17 protein-coding genes are annotated in these 18,021 nt (G+C 33.3%); 6 read left to right on the forward strand and 11 right to left on the reverse strand.

Annotated elements, in window-relative coordinates; genetic code table 11:
- Both ACGK9U_RS14105 and ACGK9U_RS14110 read right to left on the reverse strand, forming a co-directional pair.
- Nucleotides 1-882, reverse strand: coding sequence for a diacylglycerol/lipid kinase family protein (locus tag ACGK9U_RS14105; RefSeq protein ID WP_394467059.1), 882 nt, complete (start codon nucleotides 880-882; stop codon nucleotides 1-3).
- A gap of 283 nt (nucleotides 883-1,165) precedes the next feature.
- Nucleotides 1,166-1,723: a DUF2911 domain-containing protein gene (locus ACGK9U_RS14110; RefSeq protein WP_394467060.1), complete on the reverse strand. Its 558-nt coding sequence runs from the start codon at nucleotides 1,721-1,723 to the stop codon at nucleotides 1,166-1,168.
- Between the two features lie 177 nt (nucleotides 1,724-1,900).
- On the opposite strand from ACGK9U_RS14110, the gene ACGK9U_RS14115 reads away from it, so the two are divergent.
- The 3 genes from ACGK9U_RS14115 to ACGK9U_RS14125 are packed head-to-tail and all read left to right on the forward strand — an operon-like array spanning nucleotide 1,901 to nucleotide 4,508.
- Nucleotides 1,901-2,452 carry an RNA polymerase sigma factor gene (locus tag ACGK9U_RS14115; RefSeq protein WP_394467062.1) on the forward strand — a complete coding sequence of 184 codons (552 nt, stop codon included), beginning with the start codon at nucleotides 1,901-1,903 and terminating at the stop codon, nucleotides 2,450-2,452.
- Nucleotides 2,436-3,005: a hypothetical protein gene (locus ACGK9U_RS14120; RefSeq protein ID WP_394467063.1), complete on the forward strand. Its 570-nt coding sequence runs from the start codon at nucleotides 2,436-2,438 to the stop codon at nucleotides 3,003-3,005. The genes ACGK9U_RS14115 and ACGK9U_RS14120 overlap by 17 nt, the downstream gene beginning before the upstream one ends.
- A gap of 15 nt (nucleotides 3,006-3,020) precedes the next feature.
- On the forward strand, nucleotides 3,021-4,508 hold the full coding sequence (locus tag ACGK9U_RS14125; RefSeq protein WP_394467065.1) for a hypothetical protein: 1,488 nt from the start codon (nucleotides 3,021-3,023) through the stop codon (nucleotides 4,506-4,508).
- A gap of 1 nt (nucleotide 4,509) precedes the next feature.
- Here ACGK9U_RS14125 and miaA read toward each other — a convergent pair whose 3' ends face one another.
- The 7 genes from miaA to ACGK9U_RS14160 all read right to left on the reverse strand — a co-directional run bounded on the left by miaA (nucleotide 4,510) and on the right by ACGK9U_RS14160 (nucleotide 12,490).
- Nucleotides 4,510-5,421 (reverse strand): tRNA (adenosine(37)-N6)-dimethylallyltransferase MiaA, encoded by a 912-nt coding sequence (miaA, locus tag ACGK9U_RS14130; protein WP_394467066.1) that lies wholly within the window; start codon nucleotides 5,419-5,421, stop codon nucleotides 4,510-4,512.
- The gene (locus tag ACGK9U_RS14135; protein WP_394467067.1) at nucleotides 5,414-6,244 is read right to left on the reverse strand and encodes an ion transporter; all 831 of its coding nucleotides are present in this window, start codon (nucleotides 6,242-6,244) and stop codon (nucleotides 5,414-5,416) included. The genes miaA and ACGK9U_RS14135 overlap by 8 nt, the downstream gene beginning before the upstream one ends.
- 26 nt (nucleotides 6,245-6,270) lie before the next feature.
- On the reverse strand, nucleotides 6,271-8,229 hold the full coding sequence (locus ACGK9U_RS14140; protein WP_394467068.1) for a DUF3857 domain-containing protein: 1,959 nt from the start codon (nucleotides 8,227-8,229) through the stop codon (nucleotides 6,271-6,273).
- Between the two features lie 51 nt (nucleotides 8,230-8,280).
- The gene (locus tag ACGK9U_RS14145) at nucleotides 8,281-9,645 is read right to left on the reverse strand and encodes an exonuclease domain-containing protein (RefSeq protein WP_394467082.1); all 1,365 of its coding nucleotides are present in this window, start codon (nucleotides 9,643-9,645) and stop codon (nucleotides 8,281-8,283) included.
- Between the two features lie 91 nt (nucleotides 9,646-9,736).
- Nucleotides 9,737-10,399 carry a YggS family pyridoxal phosphate-dependent enzyme gene (locus tag ACGK9U_RS14150; protein WP_394467070.1) on the reverse strand — a complete coding sequence of 221 codons (663 nt, stop codon included), beginning with the start codon at nucleotides 10,397-10,399 and terminating at the stop codon, nucleotides 9,737-9,739.
- Nucleotides 10,400-10,567: 168 nt separating this feature from the next.
- Nucleotides 10,568-11,458 carry a 3-hydroxyacyl-CoA dehydrogenase family protein gene (locus ACGK9U_RS14155; RefSeq protein ID WP_394467072.1) on the reverse strand — a complete coding sequence of 297 codons (891 nt, stop codon included), beginning with the start codon at nucleotides 11,456-11,458 and terminating at the stop codon, nucleotides 10,568-10,570.
- 72 nt (nucleotides 11,459-11,530) lie between these two features.
- Nucleotides 11,531-12,490, reverse strand: a complete 960-nt coding sequence (locus tag ACGK9U_RS14160; protein WP_394467083.1) for a Gfo/Idh/MocA family protein — start codon at nucleotides 12,488-12,490, stop codon at nucleotides 11,531-11,533.
- A 337-nt stretch (nucleotides 12,491-12,827) separates the two neighbouring features.
- On the opposite strand from ACGK9U_RS14160, the gene ACGK9U_RS14165 reads away from it, so the two are divergent.
- On the forward strand, nucleotides 12,828-13,469 hold the full coding sequence (locus tag ACGK9U_RS14165; protein WP_394467073.1) for a protein-L-isoaspartate(D-aspartate) O-methyltransferase: 642 nt from the start codon (nucleotides 12,828-12,830) through the stop codon (nucleotides 13,467-13,469).
- Nucleotides 13,470-13,526: 57 nt separating this feature from the next.
- Here ACGK9U_RS14165 and ACGK9U_RS14170 read toward each other — a convergent pair whose 3' ends face one another.
- Nucleotides 13,527-14,069 (reverse strand): hypothetical protein, encoded by a 543-nt coding sequence (locus tag ACGK9U_RS14170; RefSeq protein WP_394467074.1) that lies wholly within the window; start codon nucleotides 14,067-14,069, stop codon nucleotides 13,527-13,529.
- A 40-nt stretch (nucleotides 14,070-14,109) separates the two neighbouring features.
- The gene (smpB, locus tag ACGK9U_RS14175; protein WP_394467076.1) at nucleotides 14,110-14,568 is read right to left on the reverse strand and encodes an SsrA-binding protein SmpB; all 459 of its coding nucleotides are present in this window, start codon (nucleotides 14,566-14,568) and stop codon (nucleotides 14,110-14,112) included.
- Nucleotides 14,569-14,707: 139 nt separating this feature from the next.
- On the opposite strand from smpB, the gene ACGK9U_RS14180 reads away from it, so the two are divergent.
- Together ACGK9U_RS14180 and lpdA are read left to right on the forward strand one after the other, a co-directional pair.
- Complete coding sequence (locus ACGK9U_RS14180; protein WP_394467078.1) at nucleotides 14,708-16,300, forward strand: S41 family peptidase; 1,593 nt, start codon at nucleotides 14,708-14,710, stop codon at nucleotides 16,298-16,300.
- Nucleotides 16,301-16,464: 164 nt separating this feature from the next.
- Nucleotides 16,465-17,865, forward strand: a complete 1,401-nt coding sequence (lpdA, locus tag ACGK9U_RS14185) for a dihydrolipoyl dehydrogenase (RefSeq protein ID WP_394467080.1) — start codon at nucleotides 16,465-16,467, stop codon at nucleotides 17,863-17,865.
- Nucleotides 17,866-18,021: the final 156 nt, after the last annotated feature.

Genomic DNA, 18,021 nt, shown 5'->3' on the forward strand with positions numbered 1-18,021 from the left:
TTAGGCTATTACTGTTAGGGCTTTTTCTAATATTGAAATATCAATAGTTCTATTTTTTATCATTAAAAATTCACCATCAATTTGAATTTGAAATATAGGTCTGTCTTTTTTTGTAATTTTTATTTGTTTGGTTTGATAGTTTTTAACTTCTTTTAAAATATGATGCTTTTTTAGCAACATTAATATTGAAAACAAAACTATTTTAAAAAAACTAAGTTCAGGAACAATTAATATATCTAGCATACCATCTTGTAGTGATGCTTTTGGGGTTAAACTTACATTATAACCCATTTGATTAGAGTTTGAAATGAAGATTAAAAAAGGCTTATGACCGATGGTTTTTCCATTAAGTTCGGTTTCAACTTCTAAAAGTTTATTAGATTTTTTTAATGATTTTAAAGTTGCTTTTACATAACTAATAAGCGTTCTCTTGTTTGAAGCTTCGTAATGTTTTATTACTTGTGCATCAAAGCCGATGCCTGTATTGCTAAAAAAATAATTGTTGTTCAGTTGGCCAACATCAATTTGTTTTATAGTTTGACTTTTAATTAATGTAAGCGCACTATTTAAATCTTTTGGAATGTTTAAATTAGATGCTAAACCATTTCCAGAGCCAACAGGAATGATTCCAAGAATGATAGGTAGGTTAACTAAACAAGAAGCAACTTCGTTAATAGTGCCATCGCCACCACAAGCTACTATAATGTCGGCGTTTTCGCTAATAGACTCCTGGGTAAGTTTAATAGCTTGTTTTTTATAGGCTGTTTGCTTAATTACAATGTTGAAGTCCTTTTTATTGAAATATTTTTCAAGAAGCTCTAAATTAAGATTATTGTTACCTTTGCCAGCTATTGGGTTTAGGATAAAGTGTATATGTTTCACTAATTATTTTTGTTTAAGCTCGTTGCTTATAAAGGCCGCAAAAAGGGATAAATACCTGGTTTTGCTAATTTGTTGTTGTATGTATTTTGACTGTTTGGGAATAAATAATGCAAATATAGCTTACTAAGTCAATAGTTAATAAAGATGGAATTGTTTTTTTGAATATTAATGTCAGTACCAAAAATATTAAGACGTGAGTTTTACTATTGAAAACTTTTTTTAGAAAACATTATTTTAAATATTGTTTAGCAGGTTTTGTTTTTTATTAAGAATAAAACTTAAACTATTCTTTTAAGGGAACTGCAATTTTAACATCGTCCCAAGCCATAGTTAAGGCTAAACTATCGGTAGAATTATCAAAAGCTATGGTAAATTGTTCTACAGGAGCATTTAGTTTATTAACAGGCACTTCAACATCTACAACATCATAATTAGGATCCCACATAGGTTGCATTTCAGAGTTTACACCCCACGAGTATTGTTTGGAATTAAAAAGAACACTCCAAGTGCTGTCTCTTGGTACAGTCCAAAGTGTATATTTTCCAGCAGGTAAAGCCATACCGTTTATGGTTAGGTTTTGATTGGTTTCAAAAGTTGTCGCTTCGTTGGCACCTGTTCTCCAAACCTGATCGTAAGGCACTAATGCACCAAAAATTTCCCTTCCTTTTTTATAAGGTCTGTTATAAAACACTTTAAGTTTTAAATCGTTAAGTTTAAATTCAACCGTATCTTTTGGACTTAAGCGTTTTTCAAAAATATTTTCAACAAAACAAGAATATAAAAATAAGCCTATGGCAATGATGGATAGTAGTATTAAAATGCGTTTCAAAAAGGTATTCATAAATTGGGAATTATTTGGTATAAAGATACTTTAAAAAGTAATAATTACTAAAACACAAACGTACAATTCTTTAGTTTTGTTTTGATGGATCAAAAAAAAAAAAATAATTTTTTGCAACACTCTACTTTTTTTATCGTCTTTAAAATGAACTAACTTAAAACCAAAAGTTGAATTGGCATGTTTCAGGTTGACATTATAGAACAATGTAAACAAAATAACCGAAAGGCACAATTGCAGTTGTACAACCAGTACTGCAATGGTATGTATAATGTTGCCAAACGGTTTTTGAAGGATGCCGATGATGCTGAAGATGTCGTTCAAGAAGCTTTCATCAAAGCCTTTTCAAAACTTCATCAATACAACGCAGAAGTAACTTTTGGTGCTTGGTTAAAACGTATTGTAATAAACAAAAGTATCGATTTTTTAAAATCTAAAAAGCAACAACTTTTTGAATTGGAAGAGGCGCACCTAAAAGTTGTAGATACTTTTGAAGAAGACAAATGGTTGGTAGAAGACACAATTACATTAAACGATGTAAAAAGAGCAATCAATAATTTACCTGAAAAGTATCAATATGTAGTGATGCTTTATTTGATTGAGGGTTACGATCATCAAGAAATATCAGAAATTTTAAATATTTCTGAAGTGGCATCACGCACACAATTATTTAGAGGTAAAGTAAAATTGCAAGAACTGTTAATTCATAAAAAAAATGGCACAAGGAATTAGAGCATTATTTAAAGATGAGGAACTTGAGCAGGAAACCATGCCAAAAAATCATCAAAAACGATTTCTCAAAAAGTTAGATGCAGCATTGCCAGTACAAAAACCAAAATTTAATTGGTTAAAAATAGCCGCTAGCATTATAGTGCTTTTAGGGATGAGTTTTGGAGCGTATAATTTTTTTAAACAGGAAATGCCCGCACCCAACCATGTGGCGACACAGAGTATAGAAATTAAAACACTGAGCTATGTATCACCTGGGTTAAAAAAGGTTGAAGATTATTATTTGGCAAGTATTAATTTTGAATTGTCTAAAATAGAATACACTCCAGAAACTAAAGAGCTTTTTGATGGGTATTTGGTGCAATTGGAAGAACTTGATAAAGAATACAAACGTTTGTCGGTTGAATTGACCCAATCGGGACCTAGTGAGTTAACAGTAAATGCATTAATTGATAATTTGAAATTTCGTTTAAGTCTATTGTATCGTTTAAGAACACAATTAAAAGAATTGAACGCTTCCGAAACTAAGGTGGGTGAAGGGTTGCAATCTATCTAAAAAAAAAATCAAAAAATGAACAAATCAATTATAAATAGAGCGCTTATAGTATTAAGTTTCTTAGTAGTTGGTACGCTATTTTCTCAACAGAAACTTACTAAAACAACACAGTCTGTTGATGTAAATAAGGATGTTACCATCAATTTAAATACAAGTTACACAAACATTGTTTTTGATACTTGGAATAAAAACACCGTAGAAATTGAAGCTTATATAGAAGGCGAAAAACTAAGTGGAGATGCTCTAAAAAAAGCCTTAAAAGAATGGCAAATTAAGGTAAATGCCTCTAAAAGTGCTGTTACCATTTCAACAAAAGACAGTGGTTCTTCTTCTTGGTCGCATAGTTACAGCGATCATGATAGCAATGCTGTAGATGCCGTTTTAAAAGAATTAAAATTTGAATTGGCCGAAATACCAGAATTGCCAGAATTGCCACCAATTCCTAAGGCTCCAAAAATGCCCAAAATGCCCAAAATGCCCGAGTTGCCAAAATTACCAGAAGGCATAAGCAAAATGCAGTTCGATTATGATGCTTACCAAAAGGAAGGCGAGAAGTATTTAAAAGAATATTCAAAGAATTTTGAATCGGCTTACGGTAAAGATTATGCCAAAAAAATGGAAGCTTGGGGCGAACAATTCGGAAAAGAATGGGGCGAAAAGTATGGAAAGGAAATGGAGGCATGGGCTAAAACGTTTGATGGTAAATGGGAAGAGAAATACGGCAAACAAATGGAAGCTTGGGGCGAGCAATTTGCCAAACGTATGGAACAACAAGCAGAAAGAATGAAACAACAAGAACGTATGGCAGTTGAGCGTGAAAAACATGCAGAGATGCGGGAAAAGCATTCTCAAGAAAGAGAAAAATTGGCTGAAGAAAGACGCGTTTTAATTGAAAAAATGGTAGGTGAGAAATCGAATGTTCATGTGAAGAAAACCATTAAGATTAAAATGCCAAAAGGCGCTAAATTAAAAGTAAACGTAAGGCATGGTGAAATAGAATTTGCTTCAAATATTGATAACTTAAAGGCAGATTTAGCTTATACCAAGCTTACAGCACAAAGCATTAATGGGAGTTATACTTCCATTAATGCTTCCTATTCGCCCATTTACGTAGCCTATTGGAATTTAGGCAATTTAAATATTAATTATGTCGAAAATGTAAAGTTGAACCATGTGAAACAGTTGGTTTTAAATTCAAATTCATCAAACGTTACTATAAATAATTTATTGGGAAATGCGGTTATTCAAGGGAATATTGGCGATTTAAAAGTTTTGAAAATAGACGATGCCTTTACTAATTTAAATGTATCGCTTCAAAATAGTAATGCAACCATTTCACTTCCAAAAACCGACTGTAGTTTGCTTTTTAAAGGGAGCCATACCCGTTTTAGTCATCCCAAAAAAAACTCAAAAGATACTTCCACAACATTTTCTACAGGAAGTCCACATAGTGGAAAAAGCATTGTAATAAATGCTAAATACAGTAAAGTTGCTATGCAATAACCTACGTTGTTTTGATATGCAATTTACAAGATTCTATAATGGTTTCAACAGGAGTTAAATAATCAAACCACAAGGTGTTTTCATCCTTTTTAAACCAAGTTAGTTGTCTTTTGGCAAAGCGCCTGCTATTCTTTTTTATTTCAGAAATCGCAAAATCTAAAGTCCATTCGCTTTCCAAATAATTGAAAAGTTCTTTGTAGCCAACTGTATTTAAGGCGTTCAGTTCTTTATAAGGAAGTAGATTTTTAACTTCATCCAGTAAACCTTGTTGCATCATCATATCTACCCTTTGGTTGATGCGGTTGTAAATGGTTTTCCTTTCAGCAGTTAAACCAATAGTAATGGTTTTAAAATTCCTGTTGCCTTCTTTTTTGTTTAAAAATGACGAATAGGGCATTCCGGTACCCATACAAATTTCTAAAGCACGAATAACCCGATGCGGATTATCGATAGCAATACTATTGTAAGATACGATATCAAATTCTTTAAGTTGGTTTTGTAGATAGGTGAGTCCTTTGTTTTCTAAATCGGAATTTAAAGTTTCCCTAATGTTCGCATCTACCTCAGGAAAATCGTCCAAGCCTTTAGTAACGGCATCTACATACAACCCAGAACCACCCACCATAATAACTACATTATGTTTTTTAAACAAAGTGTTAAGTGTGTTTAAAGCATCTTTTTCAAAAGCACCAACGTTGTAATTGTCTTGTATGGATTTGTTGTGAATGAAATGATGTTTAGCAGCTGCTAGTTCTTCCTTTGAGGGAGCTGCTGTACCAATACTCATTTCTTTAAAAAACTGTCTGGAATCTGCCGAAATTATTTCGGTATTAAAATAATTGGCCAGTTTTATACTTAAAGCGGTTTTGCCAATGGCGGTAGGTCCAATTATGGAAATAAGATATTTAGACATTGTGTAATTTATTGCCGCATCTTCTGCAGTAGGAAGCATCGCTAAAAACAATATCGGTACCACAGTTTGGGCAAGAGCTGGTTGATGCGTTTGATGTTTTATCTTTAGAGGCAGTATATTCGGCTGAAACAATACCGGTTGGCACAGCAATAATTCCGTAACCAATAATCATGATAACAGTGGCCAAAACTTGTCCGACAGCCGTTTGTGGTGTTATGTCTCCAAAACCTACTGTTGTAAGTGTTACAATACACCAATAAATGCTTTGTGGAATACTTTTAAAACCATTTTCGGGACCTTCAATAAGGTACATTACGGTACCTAAAATGATTGAGATAATAAAAACAAAAAAGATAAAAATGAATATTTTGGAACGACTGTTTCTTAAAGCTCTTATAAGTTTATTGGATTCGCCCACAAACCTAATCAGTTTTAATATTCTAAATACCCTTAGAAGCCTCAATGCTCTAAACACCGATAAGAAATGAGAGTCTAAAATGAAATATGAAATGTATTTGGGTAGGGTAGAAAGCAAATCGACAATACCGTAAAAACTAAATATGTATTTTTTTGGTTGATTGACGCAAATGATTCTTAATATGTATTCTATTGAAAATAATATGGTTATAATCCATTCTGAAATATTAAAGAAACTATGATACTTTTCGTCAAAAGATTCTACACTTTCAAGCATTACAATTATAATGCTGTAAATAATAGCAACTAATAAAGTAATATCAAAAACCTTTCCAGCAGGTGTGTGGGTACCATATATAACTTCGTGAAGTTTGTTTTTCCAGTTGGGTTTTTGCTGCATATTCATAGTTTTCAAAAGTAATAAAAGATTTATTACTTCTTTTTTAATAATATAAGAGAATTGGTTTGAATGTCAACAATCTTATTCATAAATTCTTTTAGATAAGGATAGTATTCAGGTTCAAAAACAGCTTCATTAAATTTAATTCTAAATATAAGATTAAGAGAATTTTCAACTAAATTACTTGAAAAAATTATTTGTCCTTTGCCATTTGGTAAATTTAGGGCAAGATCTTCTGGTTTTTCTAAAATAGTGTACGAATCGCCAAAATTAAGCTTAAAGGAGTAGTAATATGTATCTTTATATCCAAAATCAATAGGATAGGTTCTTTCTTGAAGTTTAAAAGGGTTTTCATTAAAAAACTTAATGATGAATGGATTTAAATAAATATTATCTCCTGTTATGTTTTCTTCAAATTCAATATCGTAAGTTTCTATAAAATCTGGACTTGTTTTGCCTTCACTTAATACTTTATGATTTGAAATTTCAACATTTGGATATTTATCATGAATTTTATTTATATACAATTCTCTATTTGGGTAATATGCTTTTCGTGAGTTTAATGCATGGTAGCCTGTGTTTTTTACATAAACATTACCTAATATGTTTTCTTTAGCATCTAAATTTAGCTCAACTTTATATTGTACGGTCGATGCTTTTTCAGGCTCAATGTCAATCCAATCGCTTTTGCTATTAAAATCTAAAATACGTCCATATCCATTTAAACACTTAAAAGGAATGTCTCCAAAATTTAAGTATTTATCGGTGGCATCCAAAAAATATTTTTTACCATCAATTGTGGCCTGCACTATTAGATAATTGAATTCTGAAATTACAGGGAATATTTTTGTTGCAAAGCCATTGTTTCTAGTAGAAAGTAAAACGGGTTTTACGTTTATTCCAGCGCCTTCCAATAAATTGTGAAGTAATATATTTATTGATGAAACATTACCGGATTTGTTTTTAATAAGGTCTTTAACAGAGACATCATTAAATATTCGATACTCATCATTCCAAGTGTAGTTTTCTTGAACATAATTATAAATACTTTGTGCTTTTTTTAAAGCATCAGCTTCACTTAAAATGTCATTGCTTAATAAGTTTTCAGTATCAATAGATTTTGTAAGTTGTTTGCCAATATTAACATCTTTTCTTAGTTCATCATCAACTGTTTCCCAAGTTTTAGTATAGTTGTCTGTTATGCCATCAAAACCACTATATATTTTTAATTCATACTCAATTCTTGCTAAATAGTTCGATTTGCTTGTCATGTGGTCTTCTTCAATAAAAGCAGGGATATTTTCCATGGCATAAATATACTTGCCACAATGTGCAACACCACCGTTAAAGGCGCGTAAACATTCTTTTTCTACCGAGGTGGTATTTGTTTTTAGTTTTCTGCCACCAACCAATTTTATATTATATTCATAATTACCAGGAATACTTGCTCTGTATTCACTATATAATTTGGGAATATCTTCTTGAAAACTCCAGCCCTTATAATTAAACATAAAAGGAGAACTAAGGGTATAACTATAGGTTATTATCGAGCCTTCTTTAATATTGGGTAACGTAAATTTTATCAGTGTGTGGTTCTCATCATATTTTTCTTCAAAAATATCTTTTTTATCAATTTTAGTGGAAACAATATTATTGTCAACAAGGTTATAAGTAGTTGCAATAATGTCTTTAATTGATTCCTCAGCTTTACTACTGCTGTATAAATGAATGGAGATGTTGGCTTTGTTAAAACCTTCCCTATTTAAAATTTTAACTTTGCGTTTTATTTCTGTTTTAAGTTTAAAATCATCTGAATCAACATAACTATTTCCAAAATCGTATATAACTAAGGCGTTGGCTGTACTATCTTTTACAAATGTTGAGGATTTAATATCATCAAAAGTTACATTATAAGTTTCTGAATTGTAGTTTTCTTGAGCAAAACTTAATAAACTAGAAAGAATAAGTAGGAAAGTAAGATGTTTTTTCATGGTTATGTTGGCGTTTGTCCTAAAACATTGTCATAAATTTCTTAAAATTTATTAATCAAACAAAATTATTTTTGCTTTATTGTTTTTCCTTAAATAACTTTGAATGATATGTTGGGTATCCCTGTTGTTTTGCATGGGGGTTACAATAGATTCTAAAACCTCAATATTGTTTATTTGATAGTTTAAATTGAAAAAGCCCAAACCTTTAAATATGCCGTTTTCTATCAAAATGGCACTGCGCTCATCAATATCTCTGCCTTTATCTATAATTAACATATTTTTGTTTTTATAACTGTTCTTGTTGATTAATGCTTCAACGCGTTGGTTATATATTTCGGCTGGTTCTTTTTGAATACAGGCACCTTCACAAGTTTTTATGTCGTAATTAAAACAACTGGTTTTGGTTTTGTACAAGCCTGTTAGTTTTTGACACAGCTTATAATCTTCAACAGCTTTGGTTATAAAGCTTTTTCCGCTTTGGCGGTTACTAAAAGTAGTAATTGGGTTTTTTCGACCATCCACCGCATCAATTTTTAAGTTCATGTATCCGTCGTCATCAACAAAACTATATAGGGCATGCGTAAAAACAGTGCGACGTAATGATCTGTTAAATATAGGTTTAACGCGTTTTATTTCTTCGCTTTCTTTTAAAAGTGCTACCAATTCGCTACCCGTAGTTTCGTAGGTGACAGCGGTAACTTGTGCTTGTATTTTTTTTGATTTTTGATTGGTACTCGTAAAATGTTGGTTGATACGCTGTTTGATATTTTTACTTTTTCCAATATAGATAATCTCACCATCAGATTTATGAATGTAGTAAACACCTGTTACTGTTGGCAATTCTTTTATAATATTTAAATGCCTTGGTTCTAATTGAAGCTTGGGGTTTAGTCTGATAGATTGCTGGATGATGCTTTTAGTAGTGTCTTTATCTAAAAGCATTTGGAACAGTTTAACTGTTGCCAAGGCATCGCCCGATGCGCGGTGTCTATCGGTTACGGGGATTCCGAGAGAGCGGACTAATTTGCCCAAACTATAGGAGTCTTGCCCAGGAATTAAATCTTTAGCAAGTTCTACGGTACACAGTGAAGGACGAATATATTCAAAACCCAAACGGTTAAATTCGGTGCATAAAATTCGGTAATCGAATTGGGCATTGTGGGCTACTAAAATGCAATCCTCGGTAATTTCAACAATGCGTTTTGCAACCTCATAGAATTTGGGTGCATTGCGTAACATGCTATTGTTGATGCCTGTTAAATTAACAACAAAGGGTTGAATGTCACGCTCTGGATTTATAAGGCTTATAAACTGATCGACTACCTTGTGTCCATCAAATTTATAGATAGCAATTTCTGTGATGCCTTCTTCATTATACTTACCCCCAGTGGTTTCTATGTCTAATATTGCGTAAATAGTAGTTTAAAGTTTAAAGTTTCAAAGCCCCAGAGCTTCAAAGTTATTAATTTTGCCTAAAGCCTAAAGCCTAAAGCCTAAAGCCTAAAGCCTAAAGCCGTTCACCAAATATACTACTCCCCACTCTAATCATGTTGCTACCACAATCAATGGCTAAGATATAATCACCACTCATTCCCATACTAATGGTTTCAGGTTTAAAGTTAAATGTTTTGATCGATTTTAAATCATCAAATACTGTTTTTAACAAAGTGAATTCTTTTTTAATTTGATTTTTATTTTCGGTGAAGGTTGCCATTCCCATAACACCCATAACTTGAATGTTTTTTAATGTTGAAAAGGCTTCAGATTTTAGTATCTCGGAAGCTTCAGATACCCTCATTCCAAATTTAGAATCTTCCGAAGCTATTTTTATTTGAAGCAAACAATTGATAATTCTATCATGTTTTTTAGCCTGTTTGTTTATTTCTGCTAATAATTTAAAATTATCAACCCCATGAATTAAACTCACAAACGATGCCATGTACTTTACTTTGTTACTTTGTACGTGCCCAATCATGTGCCATTCGATGTCTTTGGGCATGGCTTCATATTTCTCTACCATTTCTTGTATTTTATTTTCTCCAAAAATACGTTGTCCCGCATTGTAGGCTTCCATTAAATCGCTCACGGGTTTGGTTTTTGAAACGGCAACCAAAATAACGTGGTTGGGTAGGGTAGATTTTATATGTTTAAGATTCTCTTGTATGTGCATGGTATGTTGTTGATTTGTATGTTGTTAAGTCGTTTGTTGTTAAGTCGAAAAAAGAAACTACAACTAAACAAATCACGACAACCGACGAACCTTTTATTATTATAAAGTTGTTTGTTGTTAAGTCGAAAAGGAATTACGACTAAACGACTCCACGACAAACAGCTAGACTTATTTAAGGAATTGCGAAGAAACACGTTCTGCTTTTTTGCTTTCAGAATAATCATAAAAACCTTCACCAGATTTTATACCTAATTTTCCGGCCTTAACCATATTTACCAATAACGGACAAGGAGCGTATTTAGGGTTTTTAAACCCATCGTACATCACGTTAAGAATGGATAAGCATACGTCCAATCCAATAAAATCGGCAAGTTGTAAAGGCCCCATGGGGTGCGCCATACCCAATTTCATAACGGTGTCAATTTCCTGTACGCTAGCAACACCGTTGTACAAGGTTTCGATAGATTCGTTTATCATGGGCATTAAGATACGGTTGGCTACAAACCCAGGATAATCGTTCACTTCCACAGGTATTTTTCCTAAGGTTTCAGATAAAGCCATAATAGTTTTAGTAACGGCATCACTGGTATTGTAGCCACGAATAATTTCAACCAATGGCATAATAGGCACGGGGTTCATAAAATGCATGCCAATTACTTGATCAGGTCTTGAGGTTGCTGCAGCAATTTGCGTTATGGAAATAGAGGAGGTGTTGGTTGCCAAAATAGTTTCTTTTGCACAAGCTTCATCCAACTGTTTAAAAATATTCAGTTTTAAATCTATGTTTTCGGTAGCAGCTTCCACCACTAAATCAACATGTTTGACGCCTTCAATAATACTAGTAAAGGTTGAAATGTTTTGCAGCGTTTCCTCTTTTTTAGATTCCATAATGGTTTCCTTAGCCACCATTCTATCAAGGTTTTTTGCAATAGTTGCTAAACCTTTCTTTAGAGATGCTTCACTTATATCAATAAGGTTTACATTAAATCCGCTTTGGGCAAAAGTATGTGCAATACCATTTCCCATAGTGCCAGCTCCTATTACAGCTATATTTTTCATGAAATGATTTAAAAAGTTTCAAAGCTCCAAAGTTTAAAGCTTCATAGTTTATTTTGTCTACCGTGTCTCTTACTAAAAACAATTAATAATCTGCGTAGCAACACGTAAAGCCTCCGTACCATCATGAAGCGTTACTTCGGGAGCGGTATTGGTATTTATGGCGTTTGCAAAAGATTCCAACTCATCTAAAATAGAATTGTTGTTTGCCACATGCGGATTATCAAAATATATTTGTTTTTTCTCGCCTTCAGCGTTTTGAAGTACCATATCAAAATCACCCGGACTATCAGGAGCATCTTTCATTTTTACCACCTCGCATTTTTTCTCTAAAAAGTCAACTGATATGTAAGCATCCTTTTGGAAAAAACGTGCTTTACGCATTTTTTTAAGCGAAATCCTACTGGCGGTTAGGTTAGCAACACAGCCATTTTCAAATTCAATACGCGCATTGGCAATATCGGGTGAGTTGCTAATAACCGCAACACCACTCGCGCTAATATTTTTTACTTTCGATTTTACAACACTCAAAATAATATCAATATCATGAATCATTAAATCCAACACTACGGGCACATCGGTACCACGCGGGTTAAACTCCGCCAAACGGTGCGTTTCAATAAACATAGGCGAATTAATATCATCTTTCACTGCCAAATACGCAGGGTTAAAGCGTTCCACATGCCCAACTTGACCTCTCAAATTGTTTTCAGCCAAAAGTTCCCTAATATGTTCAGCTTCTTCAACCGTATTCGTAATGGGCTTTTCAATAAAAATATGTTTTCCTTTGGCAATGGCTTTTTTAGCACAATCGTAGTGCGATAGCGTAGGCGTTACAATATCCACCATATCCACAGCATCAATAAGCGCATCAATAGAATTGAAAAATTTATATCCAAATTCAGCCTCTACCTTTTTGCCATTGGTTTCATCGGCATCATAAAAACCAACAAGCTCGTATTTGTCAGATTGTTTAAGAAGTCTTAAATGAATTTTTCCCAGGTGGCCAGCACCAAGTACTCCAGCTTTTAGCATCATATTTTAACGTTTTCAACAAAAATAAGATAATTAGGATACGAATTTGACAAATACTCCCGAAAATTTAGTCAAAAATAATTATTTGGGCACTACCCTTTGGGTCGGGCTTTCCACTTCAAATGCGAAGCATTCACGATTTCATTAATTTAAAATGGCCTGCATGAGTAATCCCTAGTGCGAGCATATTTGCTAAATGCCTTTATTGAAACTCCCGTTTCTGCATATCTATGAAAGTTTGTAATCAGTTCATTAAAAACAACATAAAATTTATTGTATTTTAAACTTTTTAAGCTTGAAATGTTTAACTAATTTTACCCTATAAACCAAACCAACATTGAAAGATACTTTTAAGCATAAAGGATTACGCCAACAGTTAGTTGTTACATTAAAAAACAAAGGCATAACAAATGAAGCTGTACTAAAGGCAATAGGGAATATACCTAGGCATTTGTTTATGGATTCTGGTTTTTTAGACTATGCCTATAAGGATATGGCTTTCCCTATTGCAGCAGAACAAACCATTTCGCAACCATACACCGTGGCGTTTCAAACGGAATTACTGCAAGTAAAAAAAGAAGACAAAATTTTAGAAATAGGCACGGGCAGTGGTTACCAAACAGCGGTTTTATGCGAGTTAGGAGCTAAAGTGTACAGTATTGAACGCCAACAAGAACTGTTTAAAAAAACCAACATCTTTTTACCCAAATTAGGATACCGTGCCAAAAAACTCATTTTTGGCGATGGCTATAAAGGTTTAAAAGAAGAGGCCCCTTTTGATGGTATTATAGTAACCGCTGGCGCACCATTTGTACCAAAACCCTTATTGAGTCAGTTAAAAATAGGAGGTCGGTTAGTAATACCTGTGGGCGAGGATGTGCAAATTATGACCCTTTTCATTAGAAAAGATATTAAAGAATTTGAACAGCACGAGTTTGGAGAATTTAGGTTTGTGCCTTTATTGGAGGATAAAAATTAACAGTCTAATCGTTAAGTTGCATGTTGTTTAGTCGTTACAACTTAACAACTCACTTTATTATTTAGGTAAATAATTTCGAGGTATCGGGTTTCTGCGGTTTTCGTTATCCCAAAAAACATTCACTATCCACCAGCGCGTGCCGTCGTTAAGTAATTGTATGCTGTTAATACCACGCATAAATGGTTCTTCATCTGTTTTACTATGAAACGATTCAAACGTACTAAAAACGTGGGCAATGTTACCAAAAGCATCCACAGTTCTGTGAACTTCTTTTTCAATAAAACCATTGTCAACTATCCATTTTCCTGAACTTTTAATGTAATCATCTGGCTTCATATAGCGTATTTGAAACTTACTTTCATCATTCTTTCCTGAAGTGATCAATTTTCCATCTGGGTGGAATAAATATTTAAAAAGCGCCCAATCTCTTTTTTTTCCTTTTTCACCGGAAATAGTGGCATATAAAGTGTTGATGGTACTATTAATAGTTAACACGTTCTCAGAATAATCTTTTGGAGTTTCTTTTTCTTTGCCTTTGCCTTGAGAATATATAGTTGAAGTTCCTAAAGAAATTAAAATTAGGAGTAACAATTTTTTCATTATTTTAAACATATTATTTACCTAAAAGAATGTTTGTAATTTATTTAAAGTTTTTCTTAATACGATCTAAATCTCGCTTATTGTCGCGGTCTTTTATGGTTTCACGTTTATCAAAAAGCTTCTTACCTTTTGCTAGGGCAATGTCCATTTTAGCAAACCCTTTTTCGTTAATAAACAAACGCAACGGTATAATGGTAAGCCCTGAACTTTGAACTTCTTTATGTAATTTTTTAAGTTCCTTTTTGTTCAGCAACAATTTTCGTTCCGCTTTTGGTCGGTGATTGTAATAATTGCCAAAAGCATACTCTTCAATGGTAGCATTGATTACAAAAAGTTCTCCTTTTTCATTAAATTCACAAAAGCTTTCAGCAATTGAGGCTTTACTGCTTCTAATCGATTTTATCTCCGTACCCGTTAGCACAATACCAGCCGTATACTTATCTAAAATTTCAAATAGAAAGCGCGCTTTTTTGTTTTGTATGTTTATGTTTTTTTGCATCGACCACAAAACTACATAAATTTATTTTTAGTAACTGATGGCTTATATTTAAAAGTTAAATAAAATTTAATACCTGTTATAGCGAAATAAATACAAGTAAATTAGCTTGTTGTTATTTTTTGAACGATTTACTGTTTATATGAAGAAAATAATTGGGTTTGTACTTGTTTTAATGTGTTTGGGGTCTTGCACTAGCGTTAAAAAGTATAACGAACAAATAACACGTTTACACGCTGTTGAAGATTTAAAAACCGACGTAGATAAAGTTTATCAGCAGTTAAAAAGTAACCACCCAAAACTGTACCAGTACACACCCAAAGCGGTGTTGGATTTTAAATTCGATAGTTTAAAAACAACTATCGTTACTCCCATAAATTCCCGCGAGTTTTATAAAAAGTTAGCGCCCGTTGTGGCTCAAGTAAAGCAAGGACACATATCGGTGGGGTCGGCAAATAGGCATTTCACAAAAAAGGAACGCAATAAATTGAAAAAGAAAAAATTTGAATTTTACGATTTAGATTTTGAATATTTAAATAATAAACTGTGGGTTTCAAACACAAAAGGAGAAGATTCTACGCTAATTGGTAGCGAAGTAGTTAAAATTGACAATGAAGATACCGATTATCTACTCAACATTTACAAAACATGGTTTTCATCTGATGGGTATAACAAAACACTTTATAATAAATATGTTGGTAAGGGGTTTTCAGCATTGTACTATAAAGACAAAGGGTTTAAAGATAGTTTGAGTATGACGTTTAAGTTGAAGGATTCACTATTCAGTAGAACTTTAAAACGGGTTGAAAAAGAAAAAAAGAAAGATTCCGTAGCCATAGATAGCTTTAAACCGTCTAAAACATTAAAACTGAGTCCGTCAGAAAAAAAGGAAAACAGAAAAGCAGCTAAAGAAAAACGAAAGTTTGATAGAAAACACGGTTTTATCAATAAAACAGAAGGCTATACGCGGACTTTCAAATTTTTGGAAGCAGATAGTACTGTGGCGTATATGAACATAAAATCCTTCTCAAATGGGAATTATAGAAAGTTCTATAAAGAAAGTTTTGAGTTGCTAGATTCCCTAAAAACCCAACATCTCATTTTAGATTTGCGGGATAATGGTGGTGGCAGAATAGCTGAGGTTGACTACCTGTATGCCTATTTAACAAACGAAAGCTATAAACTTGTTGAAGAAAGTGAAGTAAATACGCGCTTGCCATATTTTAAATATTTATTGAGCAACACCATGCCATTGGCAGTAAAGGTTTCTACGGTTCTAGTATCTCCCGCAATCATCGTTCAGAATTTAATCAAAACTAAAAAGAAGGATGATAAAATATACTACAAGCTTAGGTTTTCAAAAGAAAAAGAACCTCATCCTTTAAATTATAATGGGCAATTGTATGTGCTTATCAATGGGAATTCTTTTTCAGCATCCTCGTTACTTTCAACACATTTAAAAGCCAACAATCGTGCGGTTTTTGTAGGTGAAGAAACAGGTGGCGCCTACAATGGTTGCGTTGCAGGTATTTATAAAATTTATGAAATGCCTACTTCAAAACTTAAAATTAGAATGGGTTTAATGCAAATTGAAGCGCCTCAAAAGCAAACTCCAGATGGTTATGGTATTAAGCCTGATGTTGAAATTGTTCCAACGATTGAAGATATAAAACAGCATAAAGACCCAGAACTGGATTGGATTTTAAATACAATTAAAACCAATGAAAAATTATAGGAATAAATAGAATTAACTTAAAAGATTCTTATCTATAACGGGATTTATTTTCAATGTAATAGAAATAAAAATTACCATTATTAAAGATTTCTTTTTTATTGACTTCCCATAAAACATTTGTATTTTTGTTTCAATTTATAATAAACGAACTTCAATAATATAATATGAATTCATACGATGTAGCCGTTATAGGCTCGGGTCCTGGAGGTTATGTAGCAGCCATTCGTTGCGCACAATTAGGCATGAAAACTGCCATTATAGAAAAATACAACACGCTTGGTGGTACTTGTTTAAATGTTGGTTGTATACCAAGTAAAGCACTTTTAGATTCTTCGCACCATTACGAAGATGCTATCAAGCATTTTGAAGAACACGGTATTGAAATTCCTGGTGATATTAAAGTGAACCTTGAAAAAATGATTGCCCGTAAACAAGCGGTGGTAGATCAAACTACAGGTGGTATCGATTTTTTAATGAAGAAGAACAATATTGATGTATTTCAAGGTTTAGGAAGCTTTAAAGATGCAACTCATATTACAATTTTGGGTGATAAAACTATTGAAATTGAAGCGAAAAATACCATTATTGCCACAGGAAGTAAACCTTCCAGCTTACCTTTTATAAATATTGACAAAGAACGTGTAATCACATCTACCGAAGCTTTAAAACTTAAAGAAATTCCAAAACATTTAATCGTAATTGGTGGTGGTGTTATTGGTTTAGAGTTGGGTCAGGTTTACAAACGTTTGGGTGCTGAGGTTTCGGTTATTGAGTTTATGGATCGCATCATTCCAACCATGGATGGCGGCCTTTCAAAAGAACTTAATAAAGTATTGAAGAAGCAAAAATTCAACATCAATATATCCCACAAAGTAAAATCTGTAGAGCGTGTAGGTGATGAAGTTATTGTGAAAGCCGATAACAAAAAAGGTGAAGAAATCGAGTTTAAAGGCGATTATTGCTTAGTGTCTGTAGGGCGTCGTCCGTATACCGATGGATTGAATGCAGAAGCTGCAGGTGTGAAATTAACCGATAGAGGTCAAATTGAAGTGAACGACCATTTGCAAACAAGTGCTAAAAATATTTACGCCATTGGCGATGTGGTAAAAGGAGCTATGTTAGCGCACAAAGCGGAAGAAGAAGGTGTATTTGTTGCCGAAACGTTGGCGGGACAAAAACCACATATTGATTATAACTTAATTCCGGGCGTGGTTTACACATGGCCAGAAGTTGCTGCGGTTGGTAAAACTGAAGAGCAATTAAAAGAAGCTGGTGTAGAATATAAAACAGGGTCTTTCCCAATGCGTGCTTTAGGTAGAAGTAGAGCGAGTATGGATTTGGACGGTTTCGTTAAAATTTTAGCAGATAAGAAAACCGATGAAATTTTAGGGGTTCACATGATTGGCGCACGTGCAGCCGATATGATTGCGGAAGCCGTAGTGGCTATGGAATTTAGAGCATCTGCTGAAGATGTTTCAAGAATGTCTCATGCACATCCAACATTTACCGAAGCTATTAAAGAAGCGGCTTTAGCAGCTACTGAAGATAGAGCGTTACATATTTAACTTAATTCCTGCGAAAGCAGGAATCTCAATAAAAACAAAAAAGCGAACCAATTTGGTTCGCTTTTTTAATGATAAAATATTGTCCCGTCCTGAAATAGCGATACACTAAAACCTTAGTGTAATGAAAACACCAGAAAACAGTGGGTATGTAAAGCG

This window comes from Mariniflexile sp. HNIBRBA6329 (assembly GCF_043558645.1).
Taxonomy (GTDB): Bacteria; Bacteroidota; Bacteroidia; order Flavobacteriales; family Flavobacteriaceae; genus Mariniflexile.

Bases quoted from the DNA above. Each gene is read 5' to 3' on its own strand.
- ACGK9U_RS14110 (WP_394467060.1), bottom strand. From the start codon at position 1,723: ATGAATACCTTTTTGAAACGCATTTTAATACTACTATCCATCATTGCC.
- ACGK9U_RS14115 (WP_394467062.1), top strand. From the start codon at position 1,901: ATGTTTCAGGTTGACATTATAGAACAATGTAAACAAAATAACCGAAAG.
- ACGK9U_RS14120 (WP_394467063.1), top strand. From the start codon at position 2,436: ATGGCACAAGGAATTAGAGCATTATTTAAAGATGAGGAACTTGAGCAG.
- ACGK9U_RS14125 (WP_394467065.1), top strand. From the start codon at position 3,021: ATGAACAAATCAATTATAAATAGAGCGCTTATAGTATTAAGTTTCTTA.
- miaA (WP_394467066.1), bottom strand. From the start codon at position 5,421: ATGTCTAAATATCTTATTTCCATAATTGGACCTACCGCCATTGGCAAA.
- ACGK9U_RS14135 (WP_394467067.1), bottom strand. From the start codon at position 6,244: ATGAATATGCAGCAAAAACCCAACTGGAAAAACAAACTTCACGAAGTT.
- ACGK9U_RS14140 (WP_394467068.1), bottom strand. From the start codon at position 8,229: ATGAAAAAACATCTTACTTTCCTACTTATTCTTTCTAGTTTATTAAGT.
- ACGK9U_RS14150 (WP_394467070.1), bottom strand. From the start codon at position 10,399: ATGCACATACAAGAGAATCTTAAACATATAAAATCTACCCTACCCAAC.
- ACGK9U_RS14155 (WP_394467072.1), bottom strand. From the start codon at position 11,458: ATGAAAAATATAGCTGTAATAGGAGCTGGCACTATGGGAAATGGTATT.
- ACGK9U_RS14160 (WP_394467083.1), bottom strand. From the start codon at position 12,490: ATGCTAAAAGCTGGAGTACTTGGTGCTGGCCACCTGGGAAAAATTCAT.
- ACGK9U_RS14170 (WP_394467074.1), bottom strand. From the start codon at position 14,069: ATGAAAAAATTGTTACTCCTAATTTTAATTTCTTTAGGAACTTCAACT.
- smpB (WP_394467076.1), bottom strand. From the start codon at position 14,568: ATGCAAAAAAACATAAACATACAAAACAAAAAAGCGCGCTTTCTATTT.
- ACGK9U_RS14180 (WP_394467078.1), top strand. From the start codon at position 14,708: ATGAAGAAAATAATTGGGTTTGTACTTGTTTTAATGTGTTTGGGGTCT.
- lpdA (WP_394467080.1), top strand. From the start codon at position 16,465: ATGAATTCATACGATGTAGCCGTTATAGGCTCGGGTCCTGGAGGTTAT.